This window comes from Sorangium sp. So ce362, from assembly GCF_051519845.1.
GTDB lineage: Bacteria > Myxococcota_A > Polyangia > Polyangiales > Polyangiaceae > Sorangium.
On record NZ_CP150332.1, the window covers coordinates 8,214,139 to 8,237,148 of the forward strand.

At 70.0% G+C, this 23,010-nt stretch carries 19 protein-coding genes and 1 pseudogene; 10 read left to right on the plus strand and 10 right to left on the minus strand.

The genetic code is table 11. The features are described 5' to 3' along the window. Positions 1-36: 36 nt before the first annotated feature. On the plus strand, positions 37-471 hold the full coding sequence (locus tag WMF17_RS31485) for a hypothetical protein (RefSeq protein WP_437596900.1): 435 nt from the start codon (positions 37-39) through the stop codon (positions 469-471). Positions 472-627: 156 nt separating this feature from the next. Here WMF17_RS31485 and WMF17_RS31490 read toward each other — a convergent pair whose 3' ends face one another. Then, on the minus strand, positions 628-933 hold the full coding sequence (locus WMF17_RS31490) for a hypothetical protein (protein WP_437644680.1): 306 nt from the start codon (positions 931-933) through the stop codon (positions 628-630). A gap of 55 nt (positions 934-988) precedes the next feature. On the opposite strand from WMF17_RS31490, the gene WMF17_RS31495 reads away from it, so the two are divergent. Then, complete coding sequence (locus WMF17_RS31495; protein ID WP_437644682.1) at positions 989-2,128, plus strand: DUF1552 domain-containing protein; 1,140 nt, start codon at positions 989-991, stop codon at positions 2,126-2,128. A gap of 343 nt (positions 2,129-2,471) precedes the next feature. Here the strand turns inward: WMF17_RS31495 and WMF17_RS31500 are convergent, their stop codons facing one another. Next, positions 2,472-3,107, minus strand: a complete 636-nt coding sequence (locus WMF17_RS31500; RefSeq protein ID WP_437644684.1) for an HD domain-containing protein — start codon at positions 3,105-3,107, stop codon at positions 2,472-2,474. A gap of 311 nt (positions 3,108-3,418) precedes the next feature. Next, complete coding sequence (locus tag WMF17_RS31505; protein ID WP_437644686.1) at positions 3,419-3,541, minus strand: hypothetical protein; 123 nt, start codon at positions 3,539-3,541, stop codon at positions 3,419-3,421. A 58-nt stretch (positions 3,542-3,599) separates the two neighbouring features. On the opposite strand from WMF17_RS31505, the gene WMF17_RS31510 reads away from it, so the two are divergent. Then, positions 3,600-4,565: an NADP-dependent oxidoreductase gene (locus WMF17_RS31510; protein WP_437604327.1), complete on the plus strand. Its 966-nt coding sequence runs from the start codon at positions 3,600-3,602 to the stop codon at positions 4,563-4,565. 735 nt (positions 4,566-5,300) lie between these two features. Then, on the plus strand, positions 5,301-6,134 hold the full coding sequence (locus WMF17_RS31515; RefSeq protein ID WP_437644687.1) for an alpha/beta fold hydrolase: 834 nt from the start codon (positions 5,301-5,303) through the stop codon (positions 6,132-6,134). 237 nt (positions 6,135-6,371) lie between these two features. On the opposite strand, the gene WMF17_RS31520 is transcribed toward WMF17_RS31515, so the two are convergent. Continuing rightward, a complete protein-coding gene (locus tag WMF17_RS31520) occupies positions 6,372-6,842 on the minus strand; it encodes a hypothetical protein (RefSeq protein ID WP_437644689.1) in 471 nt (156 codons plus the stop codon). 726 nt (positions 6,843-7,568) lie between these two features. Here WMF17_RS31520 and WMF17_RS31525 point away from each other — a divergent pair. After that, positions 7,569-8,873, plus strand: a complete 1,305-nt coding sequence (locus WMF17_RS31525; protein ID WP_437644691.1) for a peptidylglycine alpha-amidating monooxygenase — start codon at positions 7,569-7,571, stop codon at positions 8,871-8,873. Between the two features lie 848 nt (positions 8,874-9,721). On the opposite strand, the gene WMF17_RS31530 is transcribed toward WMF17_RS31525, so the two are convergent. From WMF17_RS31530 to WMF17_RS31540, 3 genes are all read right to left on the minus strand, one after another. Further along, a complete protein-coding gene (locus WMF17_RS31530; RefSeq protein WP_437644693.1) occupies positions 9,722-9,934 on the minus strand; it encodes a hypothetical protein in 213 nt (70 codons plus the stop codon). Between the two features lie 63 nt (positions 9,935-9,997). After that, positions 9,998-10,414 (minus strand): hypothetical protein, encoded by a 417-nt coding sequence (locus WMF17_RS31535; protein WP_437644695.1) that lies wholly within the window; start codon positions 10,412-10,414, stop codon positions 9,998-10,000. Positions 10,415-10,534: 120 nt separating this feature from the next. Then, positions 10,535-11,665: a sigma-70 family RNA polymerase sigma factor gene (locus tag WMF17_RS31540; protein ID WP_437644697.1), complete on the minus strand. Its 1,131-nt coding sequence runs from the start codon at positions 11,663-11,665 to the stop codon at positions 10,535-10,537. A gap of 226 nt (positions 11,666-11,891) precedes the next feature. Between WMF17_RS31540 and WMF17_RS31545 the strand changes: the two genes are divergently transcribed. The 5 genes and pseudogenes from WMF17_RS31545 to WMF17_RS31565 form a co-directional block, all read left to right on the plus strand. Continuing rightward, a complete protein-coding gene (locus tag WMF17_RS31545; RefSeq protein ID WP_437644699.1) occupies positions 11,892-13,067 on the plus strand; it encodes a hypothetical protein in 1,176 nt (391 codons plus the stop codon). A gap of 221 nt (positions 13,068-13,288) precedes the next feature. Further along, the gene (locus WMF17_RS31550) at positions 13,289-14,752 is read left to right on the plus strand and encodes a hypothetical protein (RefSeq protein WP_437644700.1); all 1,464 of its coding nucleotides are present in this window, start codon (positions 13,289-13,291) and stop codon (positions 14,750-14,752) included. A gap of 38 nt (positions 14,753-14,790) precedes the next feature. Beyond that, positions 14,791-16,323: a hypothetical protein gene (locus WMF17_RS31555; protein ID WP_437644702.1), complete on the plus strand. Its 1,533-nt coding sequence runs from the start codon at positions 14,791-14,793 to the stop codon at positions 16,321-16,323. 658 nt (positions 16,324-16,981) lie between these two features. After that, entirely contained in the window at positions 16,982-17,179 is a 198-nt protein-coding gene (locus tag WMF17_RS31560; protein WP_437596889.1) for a hypothetical protein, read from the plus strand. 109 nt (positions 17,180-17,288) lie between these two features. After that, positions 17,289-17,702 (plus strand): annotated as a pseudogene (locus tag WMF17_RS31565) (class I SAM-dependent methyltransferase); the annotation flags it as partial. A gap of 605 nt (positions 17,703-18,307) precedes the next feature. Here the strand turns inward: WMF17_RS31565 and WMF17_RS31570 are convergent. The 3 genes from WMF17_RS31570 to WMF17_RS31580 form a co-directional block, all read right to left on the minus strand. Beyond that, positions 18,308-19,006, minus strand: a complete 699-nt coding sequence (locus WMF17_RS31570; RefSeq protein WP_437644704.1) for a DUF4230 domain-containing protein — start codon at positions 19,004-19,006, stop codon at positions 18,308-18,310. A gap of 140 nt (positions 19,007-19,146) precedes the next feature. Beyond that, positions 19,147-20,463, minus strand: coding sequence for a hypothetical protein (locus WMF17_RS31575; protein ID WP_437596918.1), 1,317 nt, complete (start codon positions 20,461-20,463; stop codon positions 19,147-19,149). A gap of 121 nt (positions 20,464-20,584) precedes the next feature. Then, positions 20,585-22,909: a transglycosylase SLT domain-containing protein gene (locus tag WMF17_RS31580; RefSeq protein ID WP_437596919.1), complete on the minus strand. Its 2,325-nt coding sequence runs from the start codon at positions 22,907-22,909 to the stop codon at positions 20,585-20,587. Positions 22,910-23,010: the final 101 nt, after the last annotated feature.

Consider the following 23,010-nt stretch of genomic DNA (forward strand, 5'->3'; position numbering starts at 1 on the left):
TGGTCGAGCCCTTCGGTCCTGTGTTAGAGAGGGCCCATGACCAAGTACCAGTTCGCCAACCACCGAAAGATCGACGGCGCCGACTACAAGGACGCGCGCGTCTGGGCGGGTCCGTGGTTGAAGGTCGAGCAGTTCCTGGGTCACGAGGTCGCGCAGCTGCGCGCCGTGCTGAAGGAGTACGGGATCAAGGGCGACGACCCGTTCGCGATCCCCTGCGGCAAGTTCGAGGGTCTGGCCGAGGTGCCGCTCGAGCGCTGGACGGTGACCGAGGGCGGTCAGCCCATCTTCGACGTGTGGAACTACACCGATAGCGGCACCGTCTTCCGCCACGGCACCACCGATATCGTCGGCGTCTTCGTCCAGTTCAGTGGTGAGTTCGAGGACGCGGCGCTCGCCGCCGCGCTCGAGGCCAGTCGCAAGGCCGCCAAGGTGGCAGATCCGAGCGCGTCGCTCCCGCACAGCTTTACCTGACCCGATCCCGAGTCACGCCGCCAGCAACGCCTTCTCCCGCTCTCTCTGGAGGCGACCGAGCCGATCGGCGCCCTAGCGGCGCTGCCGCTGCTCGATGACCGCCGCCGCGGCCTCCGCCTCCGCCTGGACGGCGACGTCGTCCGGCAGCGGCAGCGCCTAAACCGCAGGGAACCGCACGCCGAACACGCCAGCGCCCGCGTCGACCGGCGCCACGCGCTCGCTCGTGGTCCGCGCGTCGAGCTCGACGATCCGGTTCACCGTGCGCTGCATGGCGATGGCGACGAACAGCCAGGTGATCGGGCCGGCCAGGAGCTGGATGTACGGGATGACGCGCGCCACACACGCCGCGATGACCAGGCCCCGCGGCACGCCGTCGGGCATGCCCCGCAGGCGGCACTGCAGGTTCACGCGATCACAGAGCCGGAGGCCGTTCCAGAAGATCCAGGCCGATAGGACAAGCAAACGCGTTCCGCAAAATCAAGATTCTCGGAGCCGTTCCTGACTCGTTCCGTTGTTCATGAACACGATTGGTGGAAATGACAACGCTCAGTCGGCGATCTCCTACTCCGCTGCCGAGACCCTCTTCAAGAGCATCTCCGCATCGCAGGTCTTCAGCAGCCTCACCGGCCTCTTCGAGGCGGGGAAGCCGACGTCTCCGGACACCTACGCGGCGATGCGCGGCAAGAGCATCCTCGACATCGTGAGGGATGATCTGCAGACGCTCGAGCGGTTCGACATGAGCCGTGCCGACAAGCAGAAGCTCGCAGCCTGGAAGGAGCTCCTCCACCCGACAGGAAACGTGGTGGTTCCTTCGCAGTGCGACACGTCCCTCGCGACGGCGCTCGGTGTGACGCGAGAAAACATCGACCTGCAGAGCACGCGCCCGAGCGTCGACGACTGGCTGACGCGGCGAATCTCGGACGGTCTGGACGGAGCCGACCTCTATTCGAACCTCGCCGTGCTCGCGGCGGCGTGCAACGCGAACCCCGTCATCTTCCTGAAGTACCCCGCGGCCTACACCTTCACGGGGCTCGGCCTGACGCAAGAGAGCGAAGGTCTCTCGAGTCGCTTGGACCACGCGGGAGTGCAGGGCCCCTGCGTCCCGGGTGTGCTCGACATGCTCCTCACGATCGACGACTACCATGCAAGGAAGTTCGCCCACCTCGTCGGGCAGCTGAACGGTATCGACGAGGGCGACGGGACGCTCCTCGACAACTGCGCGGCCGTCTGGTTCCAGGAGATGTCGGACGGCTGCGCCCTCAACCTCAACAACCTGCCGATCGTCCAGGTCGGCAGCGCCGGCGGCTATTTCAAGACCGGCTGGGCCGTGAACGTCGATGACGGCTCGCCCGATCTCACGACCGGCAACAGCGAGATCACGTGTGCCGAGGGCACTCCGGACGAGGTCGACGGGTACTCCCAGGAAACGGGGACCGATCCGTCGCTCGCCAGCGCGCCGATCAACAAGTACTACTGCAACTTGATGAACGCCCTCGGGGTCAAGGCGGGCGCGGATGGTTTCCCGGCGCGGGGCGATCCGGGACCCGTGACCCACTTCGGCATGTATGACCGGACGGAAGACTTCATCGGTGGAGGGACCAATCCCCCCACCCTCCACGATCCAGGCGAGTTCACCGCGCTCAGGGCGAGCTCCTGAGCGGTCTCGTCCCCGCGCCTGTCGCGCGCCCGGATCATAGGTCCCCGACCTGCGCTGCGCGGACAATCCCGTCCGCGATCACGGAGCCCGCCTGCGCATTGCCTTTCGGTCGCACCGTCGCCCGATACCACCCGGCCCCGTACGACAGAAGTGCTGCCGGTGCGCTGCGAGACAGTTTCCTTGTCTGCGATTTTCCGTTACAGTCGACGCTTCGCCCTGTAAAGCGGATGACGCGGAGAGCGCCCGCGGCCTCTCCTCATCTCGGCCTCGTCGGCGATCGAGCCGCGCGCGTCGTCGGAAGCTCGTTGTCACCCTGGCCACAGTTCTCGACGCGTGGGTCCGGTCACTCCTTGAACGGCGCCGCCAGGATGACGTCGTAGAAATTGGGGGCATGAAAGCCCGGGATCAGGCGCTCGGCGATATCGGCCGTGAAGTTGTAGAAGGCGGTCTCCGGCTTGCTGGCGAGCATGTCAGCGATCGCCTGCGGAAATGCGCGCTTGAAATCGAGACGCGGGTACGCCTGGAGCACCTCATCCACCTCGTCCGCAGAGAGCTCCTTCAAATCATTGCCAATGATGTCCATGATAGTTCCGACGTGAAGCAGCGCCACCTCGGGCCGCTTGTATGGCGGGACCCCCCTCACGGTGTGCAGCGCAATTGCCTCCCACACGACGCCGATCGCCTCCTCGGGCACGCCGTGCTGCTTCAGGAACTCGCTCGCCGCGTTTGCGCCTTCGACCTCGTACCGCTCCGGGCCCCGGAACCTCTCGACCAGGCCGAGGTCATGGAGCGCCGCCCCGAGGTAGAACAGCTCGTGATCGAGCACGAGCCCGCGCCGCTTCGCGAGCAGCGCGCCGAAGAGGTACGTGCGCATGACGTGGTTGAAGAGGAAGGGCGCCGACATCTCCCGCGCGAGCTCGGTCGCCTCCGCGGCCAGGTGGCTGTCAGGGATGCGGATGCCAGCGATCTCGTCCTTCACGGTCCTCTCTCCTTCGTGTGGCGCCGAGCCCGGAGGGGATCTTCGGCCTCGCGCCCGGCCGGGCACAGGATGGTGGTGCTGTCATCTGAACATGAATGAACATGAAGGCAGGGAGGTGGGAAGAAAACCTGAAGGACGTTCTCTCCTTCCCGTCTTCATGTGGAACCTCTCCGGGCAAATGACAGCACCATCCACAGGACCTGGGCCCTCGGCTGCCTGGCTCGGTCCGGCTTTGTTCGGCGCTCTTAGCTCCGCGGCATTCGGCCGCCCTTCTTGCCGAACAACCTGCGGGCGACCCGGCGTGACCACCATCAGAAGGATCCGCCAGCTTCGGTCAACTGCATACCCGATGTGCTGTTCACCAGGTCCGCCTGTGCCTTGCCGGGATGAATGGAAACACAGAGATGAGAAAAAGGTAAAACAATCCCGTTCATGGCTGCCCTCGCGATGTCTTCCGCCAGCGCCTCCCTCGACGCGCACGAGGTCCACTCCATGTTCGTGACGATGCTTCCCAGCTCCACCGACGCCGCCCGAATCCACCGGTTCGGCGGTCCCGAGGTCATCACCATCGAGAAGGTGCCGGTCCAGCTGCCCGGCCCGGGCGAGGTGCTGGTCCGCGTCGCGGCGGCCGGGGTCGGGCCGTGGGACGGCTGGATCCGTGCCGGCAAGAGCGTGCTGCCCCAGCCGCTGCCGCTGACGCTCGGCTCGGACCTCGCTGGTACCGTGGCCGCGGTCGGCCCCGAGGTGACTGGCCTCGCGCCGGGCGAAGAGGTCTTCGGCGTCACCAACAAGCGCTTCACCGGCGCGCACGCCGCCTGTGCCCTGGCGCAGGCGGGCATGATGACGCGCGCGCCTCTCCGGCTCGACGACGTGCAGGCCGCCTCCGTGCCGGTCGTCGCCGTCACGGCGTGGCAGGCGCTGTTCGATCAGGCCCAGCTCGAAGCCGGACAGACCGTGCTGGTGCACGGCGCGGCCGGCAGCGTCGGCGCGTACGCGGTGCAGCTCGCGCGCCGGGCCCGCGCCTGTGTGATCGCGACGGCCTCGGCCAAGGATCGCGACTTCGTCCGCGGTCTCGGTGCGGACGTCGTCGTGGACTACCGGAGCGAGCGCTTCGAGGATGCCGCCAAGGACGTCGATGCCGTCATCGACCTCGTCGGTGGCGACACGCAGGCGCGGTCCTTCGCCGTGCTCAAGCCACGTGGCACCCTGGTCTCGGCGGTGTCGACCCCTGATCAGGAGGAGGCCGCCCGCCGCGGCGTGCGGGCAAGCTTCTTTCTCGTCGATGTCACGACGGCCCACCTCGACCGCATCGCCGCCCTGCTCGACGCGGGCGAGCTCTCGGTCGACATCGGCGCCGTGCTGCCGCTCGCCGAGGCCCGCGGCGCGCATGAGATGCTCGACGGCACCCGCCCCCGCCCGCGTGGCAAGATTGTCCTCGCAATGGGGCCTGCTCGTTGAGGTCCGAGAGCAGCGGGCCTCCGGGCGCGTCCGACGAGGCCAGTCTCCTGAGAACACGCTCAGCAGAGCCTGCGAGCGCGAGCTGCAAGGCCCCGGCGCCGACCCGACGCGAGCAGCGGGCTCGACCACCGGCGCGAGGGCCTCCCCCTCGAGGAGGCCACCGCACAGGCAGAGCACGAGCTGCGCGAGGCCATCGGGCTCGGCGGTTCCGGCTTCGACCCCGGAGCGCCCGGCCATTCACTTCAGCTCTTCGGAGACGACAGCGACGGCAACGCGTATCTCCTCGCGCTGAGCGCCGCATTGCTCAGGTCACCGTGCCTGTTGTTGTTGGCGCCCTGCACGCGGGACACGCAGTTCGTGGCCCTGTGCAGCCGCATCGCGGCGGACCTCGCCGATGACGGGCGCATCGCGCCAGAGCTGATGGATCTGCTCAGACCTCGGGTATGGCTTCTCCACGGTCAGCGGCCGCTGTCCGCGGCGCCACGTCGGTCTCGTGACGTGCGGCGCATCGCCTCGCGCTTCGCGGGCTGCCCCTGCACCACGTCCGCCTCGCCCTCGACGACGCACGGGGGCTGCCAGGGATTGGAGGACCGCTCCTCGCTCGCGGCAGCGCCCCTGCCGCGCTGCCGCGAAGGAGCGCCGGGTTGCTTCGGACGAGCGCCTCGCCTACCCTCCGCGCTCGCAGCGCAACACGGCTCCTTCACGCGGCCACACACGCCGAGGTAGCAGACGCACATGCGTTCCCAGACCGTCGCGGGCCCCGCGGGCACGCTCCACATCGTCGATCATCCCGCCGCAGGCGCTCCTCCGGCCGCGGGCGCTGGTCCCTCACGCGAGGCGCTGCCGGTCGTGCTCGTGCACGGAATGGTCGGCCACGCCGGCTTCTGGGAGGCGCCGCTCGCGCACGTCTCCGGCCGGCGCCGCGCCGTGGCCATCGATCTCCGGGGGCACGGCGCGTCCGAGCCCCCGCCCGACGCGGACTACGCTCCCTCCGCGTGCGCTGCCGACGTGCTCGCGGTCCTCGACGCCCTGGCTCTCCCCCGCGTGGCGCTCGTCGGCCACAGCTACGGCGCCCTCGTGGCGCTCGCCGCCGCGGCCGCCCGTCCGGAGCGGGTCGCTCGCCTCGTGCTCGCCGACCCGCCCCGCGACTTCACGCAGATCCCGGCGGAGGTCCAGGCGCAGCACTTCCCGCCCTACCTCGCCGCCCTCGAGGCGGACGGCTGGCGCGACACCGCCTTTGCGACCTTCAACGAGGCGCTCGCGGGCAGCACGCCCGCGACGCGGGAGACGGTGCTGGCGCGCGTCGCCTCCACACCGCACGACCGGATGCTCGGCATGTCCCGGAGCTTGCTGCAGTTCGAGGCGGCGAACGCGCTGGACCGCTACCTCGCCGCCCCGGGCGCCCGCGCCCACGCCCTCCTCGCCCCCTCGAACGCGTGGCCGCAGAGCCTGCACGTGCTGAGGCCCGCGCTGGCGTCCGTCGTGCTGCCGGGGACCAGCCACTGGCTGATGCTCGACGCCCCGGCAGCGTTCGCCGCGGCGCTCGAGGCCTGGCTCGACGCCGGCTGACCGAACCGTCCTCTTCCCTTCTCTCCTCTCTGCCTCTGTGATTCCCTCTCATCTCATCTCCTCTCATCGCACGGGCATCGTCGCGCTCCGGCTCAGCGCCGCCCGCGCTTCCCCGCGGCGAGCGCGTTCTGGTCCTTTTCGGCGGGGCGTTCCCGGCCCACACTGCCGCCATGCAGCGGCGCGAAGGCGCATGGCGGCTCGCTCCCCGGCCCGACGTCCCGCGGGAGCGCCAGGGTCCTACCCGACCACCCTGGCGGATATGGTCTTGGTCTCAATATCGATCCACAACCGAGATCTTCGAGCCTGGAGCTCCTTCGCGTAGAAGATCTTCGGGTAGAGCTGACCGTTGAGCGTCACCCCTTGTTTGCAGGCGGCCGCGATGGCCGCCTTCGTCGCGGCGAACAACCTGGCCACGTTGGTCTTCCTGGCCAAAGGGCGGATCGTGACCTGCTCGAGATCCTCACCGCGCTGACGCGCGCCGGCGAACTCGAGCAGATCGGCGGCCTCGCGGTCGACGAAGCTCCAGTCCTGCTCGCTCGCGGGCGCCTTCCGCAGCGCCAGATACACAAGCTCATAGCCGCCGCTCAGGTACTCGTCGGCCGCGAGAGGGGTTGCTTCGACGACGGAGAGCGCCGCGCCATGATGAGCGGTCTCGAAACGCTGGAGCACGAGGCGCGCCTTGTGAGGACGAGCGACGTCGGCGATCATCTGAAAGAGCATCGCTGTCGGAACAAATGCCTCTATCCTGGTCATGCGGCCCCCGCGAGGATGAACGCGTCCGATCTCGCGCGCAAGGCCTCGGCGGCGAGCCCATCGACCCAGGGGTCACTCTGGCCAGGCGGAAGGGCAAGGCGGATAGGACAAGCAAACGCGTTCCGCAAAGTCAAGATTCTCCGAGCCGTTCCTGACTCGTGCAGTCCGACTGTACGAGCTCATCGACAGAACGGGCCTCATGCGATCAGGCAGGTCTTCCACGCCTGAAACGCCTGGGATTACCGCGACGTAGCACCAAGCGGAAGGCATCCTACCGTATAGCTGTACCCTACTGGCTCGGGCGCGCCCCGTAGATGGATCCCCGCGCGCGACCCTAGTCCGCAGCCGAGCTTTGACCAGACGGCACCGCGCCTCCTGGCGCGCGAGCGCCTCGATACCTTCCGCGTGAGCGCACCGTTGAACATTCTCAGAGCGGGCGGGCACTCACCGAAGTAGCACCGACGCCAGGTCGCAGGCCCGTCCGTAGACCTGGGTCGCCGGTGCTCTCACGCGCCAAGTCTCCCGCTGTTCTCGGGAGCTCGCGGCGCGCGTTCTTCGTCCACCCAGTTCGACGGCGTTTTTCGGAATCTCGGTCTTCGACCGCCCTTCCGAAAAGATGCAGATCAGCGCTCGATACCCTCGAACGCCGATTCAGGTCGCACTTTTCCCCGAGGAGCTCGCATGAATCGTAGTCGCTATTTGTTCTCGGCGCTGCCCTTCCTATCCGCTCTCGTGGTCGTCGCGTGCAGCGACGCCGAGAAGGGCAGCAGCGGCTCATCCGGCTCCGGTCCGGAGAACGGCAACGCGGAAGCGCTGCCGTGCGACGTCGACAAGATCCTCTCCACGAAGTGCCAGACCTGTCACGGGGCGTCCCCGAAGTTCGGCGCGCCGTTCCCGCTGGTCGACCGGAGCGATCTGCTCGCGCCCGCGGTGAGCGATCCCAACAAGAAGGTCTACGAGCTCGTCGCCGCACGCGCCCGCGACACCGCGCGCCCCATGCCTCCGCCCCCAACCGAGCGCCTGACCGCCGCGGAGCTCGCGATCTTCGATCAATGGATCGCCGCCGGCATGCCGGCCGGTGAAGACACGTGCGTCGACCCGGGCGGCGGCGGAACCATCGACCCTCCGACCCTGAGCTGCACACCGGATGTCCTGCTAGCGCCGTCCGCGCCTTACGTCATGCCGAAGGACGTCCAGGACCAGTATATGTGTTATGGGGTCGATGTAGAGATCGGCCAGAAACGACACCTCGTCGGGATCGCACCCCAGATCGACAACAGCACCATTGTACACCATATCCTGCTCTTCAAGGCGGATGAGGCGTCTCCCTCGACGCCCACGCCCTGTGAGGGGGGCGACATCCAGGGGGCTCTTTTGTCCGTCTGGGCGCCCGGCGGCGAGGCCACGGAGCTGCCGCTAGAGGCGGGCTTCCCGCTGGAAGGCACGGCACACTTCGTAGTCCAGGTGCACTACAGCAACATCAAGGGCCTCGACGGGCAGCAAGACAGCACCGGCTTCAACGTCTGCACGACGACGGAGCTCCGCCCCAACGACGCCGGCATCTTCTCGTTCGGCACAGAAGACATCAACATCCCGCCTCACGGCTCGCTCGACGTGAGCTGCGATTACCAGTTCCCGCGGGATATGGGGGCGATTTCGGTAATCAGTGTTATGCCGCACATGCACGATCTCGGCAAGCACCTGTCGAGCAACACGGTGCCCACGGACGGCAGCGAGCCGAGCAACCTGGGGCTCGCCGATCCGTGGAACTTCGACAACCAGATCTGGTACGACAACGATACCATCCTTCGAGGCGGCGACACCGTGAGGACGCGTTGCGCGTGGGACAACCCGGGCAACAGGGCCGTGGAATTCGGGGAGCGGACGGTGGATGAGATGTGTTATAATTTCGTGATGTACTATCCGTCTCAAGAGATAGAGTTGACTACTCCGACGGACGACGCGTCCTGTGTGACGACAAAATAGACCAGCTCGTGCAAGACGCGCGGCCTGTGCCCAAGCGGAGGCGCGCGCCGTTCGGTGAGAGCGCTCGTAAGCCTGGCGAACAGGAGCACCGCGCGCGCCGCCGGGCGCCTTCGAGGGTCTCTTCGATCCGCGCGCCACCCCGAACGGCCGCGTCGATCGCTTCGCTTTCAGCGAGCGGATAGGACAAGCAAACGCGTTCCGCAAAGTCAAGATTCTCGGAGCCGTTCCTGACTCGTGCAGTCCGACTGTACGAGCTCATTGCCAGAACGGGCCTTATGCGATCAGGCAGGCCTTCCACGCCTGAAACGCCTGGGATTACCGCGACGTAGCACCAAGCGGAAGGCATCCTACCGTATAGCTGTACCCTACTGAGCTCGTCCAAACGGCCGCCGTCGCGGTTCGCGGCGCGTCGTGATGGCCGGCGCACGCACCTCAGGGCAGACTTCCCCCCGGCCACGTCGTCGAGCAGCGTCCCTCCCTGTCGGTTTCGTCACGCGGGGTCCGCCGGGTACCGCGCGCGGCACTCCAGCGGCTCGGCGAACAGACCGAGGTGGCTCAAGATCTTTTTCGCCGTCGCCTTATCCGTGATCGCGGCCATGAGGCGCATCCGTCCGCTGCATCGCGGGCACGCGAGAACATCTACGGCGTAAGTCCGCCGCAAGAGCTTCGCCCATTCGACGCGAGGCGACGTCGCCAGAAGGAGCCCATCCAGCAGCCGATCAAGGTGCCGGACCGAGATCCCCTCCGACACGAATCCAACCGCGCCCTCCGTACTTGCCGCGGTAGGCAAAATTGCGGCGCGGCGGGCCGGTTGCGTCGACGCCACGATGACGCGGGTTCGTCGGCAGCTAGATGGCGGCCTCGTCATCCCTCAGAAGCCCGTCAATCTTGCTTAGCAAATCTCGCTTGACCCGCTGCCGGTTCAGTTCGTCTTCGTAACCGGCCTTGACAGATGCCACCTTGACAACGCCCTTGATCATCATCAGCGCGTCGATCGTTCGCTGCGCCTCATCGTCATCCAAGTCGCGCCGAAAGTGGACAACCAGGCCCTTGACGCTCATTGCAATCCCACTCCCCGCACCGAGATCTCGCTGGCTTTCCGAAGCATAATGACATGACGCAATTCACCCATGGCTCCCTACTCCCGGAAGTGTCGTGTTCAGCGGAGAGCGCTCTACGCCCGTGCTCTCGGCCAGCTTTCTCCTCCACGAAGGTATCGTCGCGCAGAACGACTCGAGGACCCTTCCTGGCCAGGGGACGCGGCGCGCGCGGGCGTCTGTCAGCTCTGCGAGCACCGCATCGACGTGACAGTCCAGAAGGCGCCGGGTTCGATCCCGGTCCCCCACGGCCTGCTCCTTCGCATCGGTGAGGGCTGCCTCCTCGTCGTCATGCGCGTGCTCGCGCGCCTCGCGAAGCCCCCGCTCCCGTCCCAGGGCTTCGCGCGCGGTGACCGCGAAGCCGATCGCGACACAGGCTATCATCGCGAGCCCGAGCGGCGAAATGAGCCACATCGCACCGAGTAGATCCTCCATCGTAGTCATCGCGTTTCGCCTCCTGGACGTGATCGCTCATGTCGGGATGCAAGGCGGATCTTCGCCTTGTGCTGTCCGAAGACATCACCAAACTCACCGCCTGTGAGCTGCCGAAGGACAGCCGAGGATTCAGCGAAGCTGCCGGAAGAGTGCTTCGCGCTCGGCGACGAACCGCCCACGGGGGAACTCTTGCGCGTGGGTGTTCAGCAGCCGGAGAGCCTCGAGGTTCGCCGTGACATTGCGCGCCTCGATGGCCCTCCGGGCCTGGTTGATCAGGCTCCGCTCGCGCTCCCCGCCGGTCGGTCGAACGGCGCTCGCCGGAGACGCGGGCCGGCGATCTGTCGTCGTTGAGGGAACGGGCGTGCTGCTCGCCACCGGCTGCGCGCGCGCGCTTCCTTGCTCCCTCGGCGACGAGATCTCGCGCGCGATCGGCGCGGCCAGTACCGCCGCGCTGTGCGCGCGTTCTCCGCCGGCGGGCGCCGCGTCGCTGTGCACGCCGTCTCCGTCCCGCGCAGGCGACGCCGCAGCCTCCCGCGTAGCGGGCGGGGTTGCAGGGACGCTGACCGCCGCCGCCCCGTACCACGATTCCAGGTCGGGCAAGGAGGGCGCTGAGGAGACGAGCGCGCCGGTCAGCAGGACGAGCCCGCCCTGGACGAGGATCCTCACGCCCAGACGGCGCAGCGAGGCCACCCACGACGCGCGACGGCCGAAGCCCAGTGCGAGCGGCACGCAGAGACGATCGTCCCTTCCCTGCGAGCGCTGCTGCGCCTGCCACCGCTCCCGCTGCACCCGGAGCTCCTTGTGCGCCCGCCAGTGTCGCGTCCGCACCGTGTCCAGCGGAAGTCCCTGCTCGGCCGCGATCTCGGCGAGCGGAACCTCTTGGAGGTCGTGCTTGACCACGAGATCCCGGTACTTGGGATCGAGTTGGTCTATCAGCTCCCGCGTGAACTTTTCCCGCTGCCGTCTCCGGAGCAGCTCTTCCGGCGTGGGGTACTCGTCTCGGATCTCGCACTCTTCGAACGACGTCAGCACCTCGCCGCGGCGGCGTGCGTCACGGACGTGGTTGCGCGCCTGGTTGATGGCGATCGTGACGCGGTATGGCGCTGGGGCTCCCCCCGGGTCGAGTCGCTTGTCGGCCTCAAGCCCGCGCAGCAGCGCTTCCTGAGCGACATCGTCGGCGTTTCGCGCCGGCACACCGTGGCGCCTGGCGAGGCGCCGGAAGAGCTCGAAGCCGGGGAAGACGGTCGGTGGCTTGCCCACGGTCAGCAGCACACTTGAGCGGGCCCAAACGCTTCAAAAAAAAGAACCAACGAGCAATATTGGTCGGACCATGTAGACCAAGGTCGCATCCTCAACTACGCGAAAGCGGGTCTGGAGGACGACTAAGCACATTCCGTCAGACGACCGCCAATTCTCGTCCAAACGGCCGATGCGTCGCGATTTCTGGCGGTTGACGCCGAACGGCCGGCATCAGTAATGTCCCTGGATGCGTTGCGTCGCGCATTCGCTCTCGATATTTCTCGCGCTCGGGGTCGCAACAGGGTTCCCGACCTCGGCCAGCGCCGATGATGCCCGCTCGAAGGCGCAACAGGCTTCACGAAGTCTGCCAGCGCCGGCGATGTCCCCCGCGAAGGCGGGACCGAACGACAGTTCATCGATGAAGGGCCATGTTCGCCGTGGTCAGAGAGCGCGCAATGCCGGGCGGTGGAGCGAGGCATACGCTGCCTACAAGGCGGCTTTCGACGCCGCGGACGCGACGACCAGCACCGAGCGAGAGCGCGCGGAGATCACCGGCGAGCTCGGCCTTTGCGAGGTCGCGTTGCACGAGTACCGCGATGCGGCCGAGCACCTTGCCAAGAGCCTCGAACAGCGCGAAGCGCTGCCGGACGCGCTCGAGCGTCGATTCCAGGCAGGCCAGCGCGAGGCAGTGAAGCGCGTCGCTACGCTCGTGCTCTCGGTGGATCCGCCCGACGCCGAGGTGCTCATCGACGGCGAGCGCGTCGGACGGACCGCGCGCACCTATACGCTCTTCTTCGAGCCGGGGGACAAACACATGGTGCGGGGCCGTGCACCGGGCCACGCGGACGCGTTTCAGGGGTTCCTTGGCGTGGCGGGCGTAGAGCACGAGATGACGATGGAGCTATCCCGCGCGGCGGCGGGGAGCGCCACGGAGGCGAGCAGCACGAAGGACACCGCGCCAGCGACGCCGACCCCCTTGCGCACGTTGCCCGCTGCGCGCGCGAAGGCTCCCAGCCCGTGGGCCTCCTGGCCGGGAACGCTGCGCATCACGGGGATCGCCATCACGACGGCTGGCGTGGCGGTGGGCACCCTCCTCATGATCCACGCGGGCAAGCTCGATGACGACCTGAGCGCCCGGCGAGATCGGCTCCAAAGCGAGCCGTCATCGAGCGCGTCGATGTGCTGGCAAGCGCCTCGGAACTCGCCATGTGGCGAGCTGGCGCGCCTGCAGGACGCGCGAAACATGTTCGGCCGCGCCGGTCTGGCCACGGTGATCACGGGCGGCGTCGTCGGTGCCGTGACCGCCGCGTCATTCTTCACGGACTCCTCTTTCCTGAGATTCAAGCCGGCGCAGGATCGGGTCAACGTATCGCCGGTGGCGAATGGGAACGAGATCGGCGCGCGAATCGAGGGGGTATGGTGAGCACGCGGGGGGCCGAGAGAATGGGTCCGCTGGCAGACCGAGGCGCCGTGACGTCGGTCGTCGCTCTCGCAGTCTGCGTGTGGGGAGCGAGCCCGCTGACAGCTTGCGCTGCCTATTCCGAGGATTGCTCGGAAAAGCTGGCGTGTGCTCCCGATCCGGAGCCTCCGCCCGACCCGTGCGCGGGAACGCCCGGCACAGCGCCAGCGCTCGACAGGTGCGGGGTGTTCGTCAGCGAGCAGGGCGACGACAAGAACCCCGGCACGAAGGACGCGCCGGTGAAGACCTTGCAACATGCGGTCGGGCTCGCCGCAAGCGGACGAGGGAACGGCGAGACTGCGACCAGGCGCGTGTACGCTTGTGGTGGGGCGTTCAAGGAGGCGATCTCGCTCCCGCAGGGAGTCGACCTCTGGGGCGGCCGTCTGTGTGCCGGCGGCGACTGGTCCTACGGAGGGCCGCTCGACGGGCAGAGCGCGTTGACCGTCATCGCTCCGCCCGTGGGGATCCCGGTGCGGGTCCTCGGGGGGGAGGATGCGGTCATCGCGACGGACGATACGACGTCCGTGATCTTCGGCGTGCGCGCCGTGGCGGCCGACGCCTCCGCGAGCGACGGCAAGTCGTCGATCGCGATGCTCCTGAGCCCTGGGGCCAGGGCGATCGTGCGGGCGAGCGAGATCCTCGCAGGCGACGGCAAGGATGGAGAGCCGGGCGAGGACGCGCCGAGCTACCGCGCGAGCGCCGGCGTGGTGGGGAACAACGGCGTAGATGCCTGCACCGCGGACGTGGCGCTGGGCGCCCTTCCGGTCGTGACCGTGTGCGACGACGGCATCGAGTCGACGGGTGGCCAGGGGGGCGATGGAGGCCTCGAGACGGGCGGCGACGGGACGTCAGGATTGCCGGAACCGGTCGGGACTCCGGACAATCGCGGCTTGGCTGGCGGTGGCGCGTCCAGCATGTCGTGCAAGGATGGGGAGAGGGGAGCAGACGGCGCCGATGCCGAACGCGCTGCCGGAGCGGTTGACCCTGGTCGTCTGGGCCTCGACGGATGGGTCGGCGTCCGCGGGAAGGACGGGGGGAAGGGCGGCGCAGGTCAGGGCGGCGGCGGGGGTGGTGGCGGCAAGGGGCGCGACGACATGAACGCGTGTCCGGCAGGTCGACCCCAGGGCGGCGCGGCCGGCGGATCGGGCGGCGCGGCCGGCGGATCGGGCGGCAGCGGCGGCTGTGGGGGCAAGGGGGGCCAGGGGGGCGGCTACGGCGGCGCGAGCATCGCGATCGTGGCCTTGCAAGGGAGCGACCTCACGGTCGATGACGACAGCACGGTCCTCGGGGCTAAGGGCGGCAATGGCGGGGTCGGCGGAACGGGCCAGTGGGGAGGCCTTGGCGTCGGCGGCGGCCTCGGCGGAAACAAGCTTCTGACCGACACGTCGCGAGGGTGTGCCGGCGGCGATGGCGGCCACGGCGGTCGCGGGGGCGATGCCGGCGGCGGTCTCGGTGGCCACTCGCTCGGCATCGCTTCCGTGGGCGCCGCCGTGGCCATCTTGCCGCATGCGACGGTCTCGCCCGGCCAAGCCGGCACCGGGGGGCTCGGCGGGAATGCAACCCCGGAAAGCCACTCCGGTCAGGCGCATGACGGGACTAAGGTGTTCTGGTACCGGTTCGATGCGCCGGCCCCGGAACCGCCTCAGTGAACCGCCCTGTGCCGGCCGGCGCACGTCAGGAGACGCACATGAACAAAAGCACCGCAGCGACCTTGGTCCTTCTGCTGTCCCCGTGGGCCACTGGCTGCGGAACTGCTCCCGGCGTGAACGACCCTGGCGTGACGCCTTGTGAAGGCTCCTCGTGCGAGGACGGGCCGCCTCCGGAGTCGGTCTGCGTCGAGCACGTCGCGGCCGATATCATCGACGACGGCTGCGGCGTGTTCGTCGCCGGGGCATTGGGTGGGGGCGACGACGGGAACCCCGGCACGAAGGCGAAGCCGGTGTTCACCGTCGAGCGCGCCGTCGAGCTCGCGCGCACTGGACGAGGGCGCGTGTTCATCTGCAACGACGGATTCCAAGTGCATCAAATCAGGATGCCCTCCGGCGTGGATCTCCTCGGGGGCTTCGACTGCCGGCGATGGAATCGCGACTCTCGAATCCCGCTGTCCTCGTTTTCTCACAAGACGGTCTTCGGCCCCATGGTGATCGTCGAGCCCGCGGGCCCCGAGGACCGGGGGGCCGCGGACGGGGTGTCGACGCTCGCCGATCTCTACGTCCGCTCGGCGGGCGAGATCGGCGTGCTCATTCAGTCCAACACGGTGGTGGAGATCCTGCGGAGCGAGATCTCCACCCGCGGAGGAAATGGAGGCAGTCCTGGCGCGAAGTGGCAGCAGTACAGCCAACCGGATGGACCGGATGGCATGTTCGGTGGGGACGCGTGCTCGGCGGTCGTCGTTGCCGGCGGGCCTGCGGCCGTGAACGAATGCGAGAGCGGGCTCACGAGCGTTGGCGGCAAGGGCGGGGATGGGCTGCCCGACAGCGCCGAGGATGGAGGCGACGGGGAGCCCGCCGACGCTTCGCCCTCGGGACGCGGTGGTACCGCAGAGCAGGACGACGCCAGTTGCTACGTCGGATCCAAGGGGGGCCCGGGGGCTCCGGGGACGCAGGGCGGGCCCGGCAAGGGTATCGGACGCCTCACGGAGACAGGATGGGAGGGCGACACGGGGGGCGCAGGGACCTGGGGCACGCCGGGCCAGGGCGGCGGCGGCGGCGGCGGCCGTCGGGGCGGGCTCGCCCTATGCGACGTGGCCACCAAGGGAGGCCCGGGAGGCGGCTCGGGAGGGGCCGGAGGTTGCGGAGGCCGAGGAGGCCGCGGGGGAGCGAACGGACAGCCGTCCATCGCTGTCCTCGCGCTTGACGCCCGGGTGACCGTGCGCGACACAAAGATCACGGCGGACTTTGGCGGCAGCGGTGGCGACGGCGGGGAACCCCAGCGAGGCGGCCGAGGCGGCCGAGGCGTACGGGGCGGAGCGCTGGGGAATGGGTTTTACTCCTGTCTCGGCGGCCATGGAGGCGAGGGTGGGCCCGGCGGCTACGGCGGCCCAGGGCGCGGCGGCGACTCCATCGGCGTCGCCTACCTCGACGAGGACCAGCTCACGCTCGAGGGCGTGACCATCGAGACCGGACAGCCGGGCAAGGGCGGCATGAGCTGGAACCACGATGGCAGCACGACGGTGGGAGAGAGCGGCCAGGCCCACCCGACGCTTCGCTTTCCCGAATAGCCGAAGTCACGTCCCGGCGAGGACGGCGCAGAGCTCCACGACGGCGACGAGGGAGCTTCGGAATCCGAGTCCACGAGCCAGCTATCCAGGAAGCTGGAGGCCCAAGCGACCCTGGAGGCCGGCGGCTCGCCTTCACCGTCCCACGAAGCGACCAGCGCTTCGAGCTCACGCTTGGCAGCCATGGCGCGGAGAGTCCCCGGCGATTCGTCGTGCGGGCGCATGCGCGCGAGCTCCTCCAGCATCTTGTCCTTGTGCAGAAGGTCATCCGTCGACGCTGACAAAAAAACCGCTGCCGACTGCCGATCTGACTCCGGCAATCTTCGAACCATCGCAGGCCACCTGAGAGTCAATCCAATCTGGTGATGCGCCCGGAGCACAGTAGGCACCGCAACGAACCGTTCCGGGAGGCTGCTCTCATCGACCTTTGCACGGGGTGCCGGCACTTCGGACGGCGTCAGGCAGGCGGTCCCGGGTGGCGCTTCGATCCGATGCAGCGCTCGACACGGATCTCGGTGCTCCGGGACGTGGCGACGCCGCGCGCGCACCCGATCCACCGCACGACGACCACGACCAGGCTCTCGCGGCAGGGCTCCGGCGGCTCTTCCGATCCGCGCCGCCAGCCGCGCAGCCTGCCCTCGACATCTGGTATGCTCGCGAAGTGCCTTCCGCCCGCTATCCCCGCTCCGCAGCCGAGATCCTCCGCACCGTCCCGCCGCGCCACCGCGCCGTGCTGCTCGGGTTAGGCGTGAACCTGGACGACCCTGCGGACGCGGAGCTCTTCGTCTCGGGTGTCCATGCCGCAGACGACGCGATCGCGGCGCAGGAGCGCTGGGAACGGGAGAGCGGACGACGTTGAGCTGGTCCATCCCGAAGCGCGACCCGGGACCGCCTGCCTGACGCCCCCCGAAAACCGGCGACGGCGAGGCTCGGGCCGGCTATCTGCGTGGCCCGCGGAGACGTGAGCCGTGACCCAGAACATCTACGACGATCCCGGATTCTTCGAGGCCTACAGCCAGCTTCGCCGGTCCGTCGAGGGCCTTGACGGCGCGCCGGAGTGGCCGGCCCTTCGGGCCCTCGTGCCCGACCTGACGGGCCTGCGCGTGGTGGACCTTGGCTGCGGGTTCGGCTGGTTCTGCCGGTGGGCGCGCGAGAACGGCGCAGCTTCTGTGCTCGGCCTGGACGTGTCCGAGCGCATGCTGCAGCGGGCCAGGTCAGAGACCTCGGACGAGGCGATCCTCTATACGCCGACGGATCTGGAGCGCCTCGACCTGCCGGAGGCGGCGTTCGATTTCGCGTACAGCTCCCTCGCCCTGCACTACATCGAGCACCTCGGCGGGCTGCTCGCCGCGGTACACCGGGCCCTGGCGCCTGGAGGGCGCAGATCGCCGCCCGGCCGGAGCTCGCGGAGGAGCGCGAGCGGCCGATCTTCCTGCTGGTGGCCGCCCAGCGCTAGAAGGGTCGACGACCTCGCGAGGTGCCGTCGACGAGCCCGCGCCAGGAAGCCCGAAGCCGTCCCGGCGCCCCCGCCCGGGGCGGCCGGCATGCCGTGAACCCATCCGGGCGAGCTGGCTCGTCCACGCGGGAGATGGGTCGCACCCATCTCCCGGTGGACGTGCCTCCAAGAAAAGATGGGTCGCACCCATCTCCCGGTGGACGTGCCTCCAAGAAAAGATGGGTCGCACCCATCTCCCGGTGGACGTGCCTCCAAGAAAAGATGGGTCGCACCCATCTCCCGGTGGACGTGCCTCCAAGAAAAGATGGGTCGCACCCATCTCCCGGTGGACGTGCCCGCGTGTCGTGCAGGAGGCGCTGTACCTCGACATCCTGCGCCTTGTCGCGGCGGGCTTCGGCGTCTCCATCCTCCCGGAATCCATCAAGAACATCCGGCGCCGGCGTATCGACGTGCGCCCCGACCGTCGTCCCCCAGTAACCAACCGTCGCCCCGCCCCCGCCTCCCGAGACGTCCGGCTTCCCGGGGGAGCCGTCAGTCGCCCCCGACGCCCACCTCGCGCCAGCGGATGTCCACCCGCTTCGCCCCGAGCTGGGTCGCGAGCGCCGTGAGCTGCCGCTCGGCCTGCGCCCTCGCGCGCACCATCACGTCCCCCTCGAGCGCGGCCTTCTCGATCGCCGCCGTCGCCTCCTTCCGGGCCCGCGACTCGAGCTGCTCGTTGCGCCGCGCGAGCAAGCTCGTCGACCGCGTGTAGACGTACGTCCCGTCCTCGTCGAGCCGCGTCGAGAAGACCTCCGGCGCCGGCAGCGTCATCCGCGCGACGCCGGTCTCCGGATCCATCGCGATGTCGTCCTCGCCGAGCCGCGCGAGATCGACGCCGATCGTGACGTGCCCCACCGCGACGAGCAGGAGGGCGTCGCTGGCCTGCACAAGGCCGAACAGGCGGCTCTGGCGGTCGGCCAGATCCACGACCTTCTCGACGTGCACCTCCGTGGTCTCGAGCCGCGACAGGTCGCGGATCGCGACGAGGATCGCAGGAGACGGCCGCACGACCACGGCGCTCTCCGGCGCGGGCGCGCGGAGGCGCGGCGCCACGACGAGCGCGCCGAACCCGATCGACGCGAGCGACGCGACGACGAGCAGCGCGATCCGCGCGGCGCGGCCGGCCTGCGCGCGGGGGCGCGGCGCGTGAACGGCGACCGAAGCGTAAGGATCCTGGAGCGGGCCTTCCATCGGGGGCTACCTCGGAGGGCCACAGGCGCGCTGGCGCCCGCGGCAGCTCGGCTGGACACAGACCCGCGGAGCCGCGCGTCCTCGGGAGAGAGTTCTGGGAACAGGAAGGCCGGAAGGCGAGAAGAATCGACCTGCCGGCCTCACGCCGCCGGCGTCACGCACCGCGGCGCGGACATCGCCGGCCGCGCGGCCGAGGACGAGAGGGCCTGCTCGAGCATCCCGTCGTCGATGTCCCCCTCGGCCGCCTGCTCGATGGCGAGCCGCACGTCGCGGTTCGCGCAGCCCTCGGCCGCGATCCGCAGCCGCTCCGCCGTCTGGACGTCGCGCGACGACGAGAGCGCGAGCGCGGCGCCGATGCGGAGCTCGGCCGGCGCGCCGCCGTCCTCGAGCACCGCGAACGCCTGCTCCCGCGTGAGCGTCGCCGTGCGGTAATCGGCGCCGGCCTCGCTCACGAGGCGGCGCAGCGCCGCCCGCCAGGCCGGCGCAGGCAGGCCGCGGCGCTCGAGGAGCGCGCCGGCGCGCCCCACCTCGCGCGCGCCGCACCCGCTCCGCTCGCGCAGCAACGCGAGCAGGTGCTCGCGGCGCCGCTCGGCGAGCACCATGCTGAGCCCCGTCTCGCTGGGATCGCGCAGCAGCTGCGGCGACACGAGGGTGAGCGGGAGCTCCTCGCCCCCCGTGAGCAAGAGCTCGACCCCGAGCGCGGTCTCGTCGACCCGCTCGATGCAACCGAACGAGACAAAGCGCTCGCCGGCCTCGTCCCGGAGCGAGAGCCCGTCGCTGCCCGCCACGAGCACGCGGCGCGCAGAGCCCTCCCTGAGCAGCGCCGCGAGCGCCCACGCCGAGCCGCCCGTGACGACGCCGAGCGAGAGCGCCAGGTCGAAATCGAGCACCGCCCAGCAGATCAGGGACACGAGCGACGCGACCCCGACGAACAGACGGCGCCGGAGCAGCGGCGACACGTCGTCATAAAGCCGAGCGCTCCACGTGCCCCGCGCCCGCCCGGCGGCGATCGCGCCGAGCAGCCGCTCCGCGTCGACCGGGTCGTCGACGCGCACGCGGATGACATCGCCGTCGTCGGTCCTCAAGGTGACCTCGCCACCGGAGCTCGAGAGCCCCGCGCGCGTGAGCGAGAGGAGCGAGAACGACCTCCGATCACCAGGACGCTCGATCCACAGCGCGTTGCTCACCCGGACGACCGACGCGCCGGACGAGCCCACCGCCGCCCAGAGCCAGGCGATCGGCGTGTACAGCATGCACGCGAGGCAGAGCAGCGCGAGCAGCAAGCCAAGCAGCACGAACGGCGTCAGGAGCACCGTCGCCAGCGGGCCGGCGATGGGCTCGACGAGCGAGGCGATCGAGAAGACGACAAGCAGCCAGGCGAGCGCCGACATGAGCAGCCGGCCGACGAAGCGCGCCTCCGCGTAGGGCTGGATGAGCACCCCGCAACGCTTGAACACGCCGTCACTTCCAGCGGTTCCTGCCACCCCATCACGGTGAGCTCACCCGCCCGCAAGTTCAAGCGTACAGCACAATTCTAACGTAGGGAGAACCCTTGCGCCGTCGCGGCGACGGCCGTCCTCAGTACGCGTCCGCCGGAGCGCGCGCGTCCGCGGGGAGCGTGAGCGGGAGCATCCCCACGGCCGCATCCCCGCCGTCCAGCCACTGATACCGCGCCAGGTTCGAGAGGACACGGCCCACGTAGGCGCGTGTCTCATCATATGGGATCCGCGCCACCCACACGTCGGTGTCCCGGTCGATGCCCCCCTCGAGCCAGTGCGACACGGCCTTCGGGCCGGCGTTGTACCCCGCCGTCGCGAGCGGCAGGCTGCCCTCGAACGTCCGGAGCAGCTTGCCGATGTAGAAGCCGCCAAGGCGCAGGTTGATCGGCGCGCTCTTGAGCTGCCCGAGCTCGAAGCCGAGCGAGAGCTCGCCCGCCGCCTTCCGCGCCGTCGCCGGCATGAGCTGCATCAGCCCGACCGCGCTCGCGGGGCTCACCACGACGGGATCGAACGCGCTCTCCTGGCGCATCAGCGCGTGGACGAGGCCCTTCGGCAGCCCGTGCTGCGCCTCGAGCGCGCGCACCTCGCCGACGTACGGCTCCGGATAGACGCACTCCCACGTCCAGCGATCGGCCCCCGAAGGCGCGCGCTGGAGCGCCGCGGCGGAGACCGCCTGCGTGCCCACCCGGTAGCGCCGCTTCGCGGGCGAGAGCATGCCGTACATCCTGCAGAGCGCCTCGCTCTCCTGCCCCGCATAGGCCGCCGTCACCTCGCGCTCGTTCTCGGCGAGGTAGCTCTCCGCGTCGCGGTCGAGCCCCATCGACGCGAGCAGCGACGCGGCCGGCGGCAGCTTCACCTCCACGGGCAGCGCGTCCGGGAGCGACGCCGGGACGAGCAGCGGCGGCATCGGCGCGCCCACGGCCGCGAGGCGCGACCGCGCGAGCAGCGCGCCCCACGAGAGCGGCTGCTCCTTCATCACCTGCGTCCAGAGCCGCACCGCGCCGGCGCGATCGCCGCCGCGCAGCGCCGCGAGCCCCGCGAGCTCGCGCAGCCTCGCCGCGTCGGCCGCGCGCGCGCCGCGGGCGAGCTGCTCCAGCGGCTTGCGCGCCCGCGCGGCGCCGCTCGTCGAGAGCGTCGCGAGCGCGCGCTCGTAGAGGGCGTCGTCGCGACGCTCGCTCCGCGGGTAGGCGGCGATGAACCGGCCGTACTGCGCGACCGCCTCCGCGTAGCGGCCGACCTGCATGAGGAGGCGCGCGGACAGCAGGCTCGAGAGCTCGCCCCAGCGGGTCTTCCGGAACCTGCGCGCGACCGCGAGGTGCCGCTCGATCGCCTCGGCCTCGCGGTGGAGCCGCGAGAGCGAGCGCGCCGCGAGGTGCAGCTGCTCCGCCTGGCGCGCCGACGGCGAGGCCGCGACCTTGAGGAACGCCTCGGCCGCGCCCGCGTAGTCGCGCGCCTGGTACAGCGCCGTGGCCCTGCGGTGGCGGAGCTCCGACGCCGGCACGCCCGAGAGCTTGTCGAGCTCGGCGATCGCCTCGGCCGCGCTGCCCCCGGCGACCATGGCGTCGACCTTCTGGAGCCGGTCCTCCTGCGAGAGCTGCCCCGGCATCGCGGCGAGGAGCGCCGCGGCCTCGCGCCCGTCGGGCGACGACCGCGCGTTCTTCACGATCCACCGGAGGTCGGCGAGCGCGAGCGCCGCCGCCGCCGCCGCCGCCTTCGCGCCTCCCTTGTCCTGAGGCCGCTCGGCGGCCTCGCGCACGCCGAGCTGGACGCGCGCCCGCGAGAGCCGCGCCGCCGCCTCGTCGCGCGACCTCCGCGCGCGCTGCGCCGCCGTCACGGCCCGATCGGCGAGCGCGCGGGCCTGCTGGAGATCGCCGCCCTTCATGTAGGCGATCGCCGCGCGCGCGAGGCCGGGCGCGCCGCTCGAGGCCTCGAAGTACGCCGCCGCCGCGAGGAACGGCCCCGCCTCGAACGCCGCCTCGGCGCGGTGGCGCGCCACCTCGCGGGCGAGCAGCGGCAGCTCCTGCTCCAGGCCGTGGAGCAGCTCCACGGCCTTGCCGTGATCCCCGTGCTCGAGCGCGACGCGCGCCCGCGCGTACTTCATCGCGGGCAGCGCCCGCTGCTCCATCGGCAGGGCGTCGAGCCGCTCCGCCGCCTCGGCCCAGCGCTCGAGCCGCACCGCCTCGACCCACGCGCCGTCGGCCATGAGCGGCGCGAGCGGCGCGACGGCGGCCGCGGCAGGCGGCGCGGCGGAGGGCGCGGCGCGCGCGGTGCTCTGCGAGGGCGGCGGCCCGGACGCGTGGTGCTCGGCGCACGCGACGAGCGAGGCGCCGAGGAGACACACGGCGGCCAGCCGGCGGCGCGCCTCCCGCGACGACGGCTTCGATGGCGACGGAGCCCGTTTCATAGCCGACCCGGCGCGGTGGACGCCCCACCGGCAGCGCGCCACGAGGACCGGGCCCCGCGGGACGACGGCCTCCGCGCGCAGGCCGCTCGAACCGCAGCGCT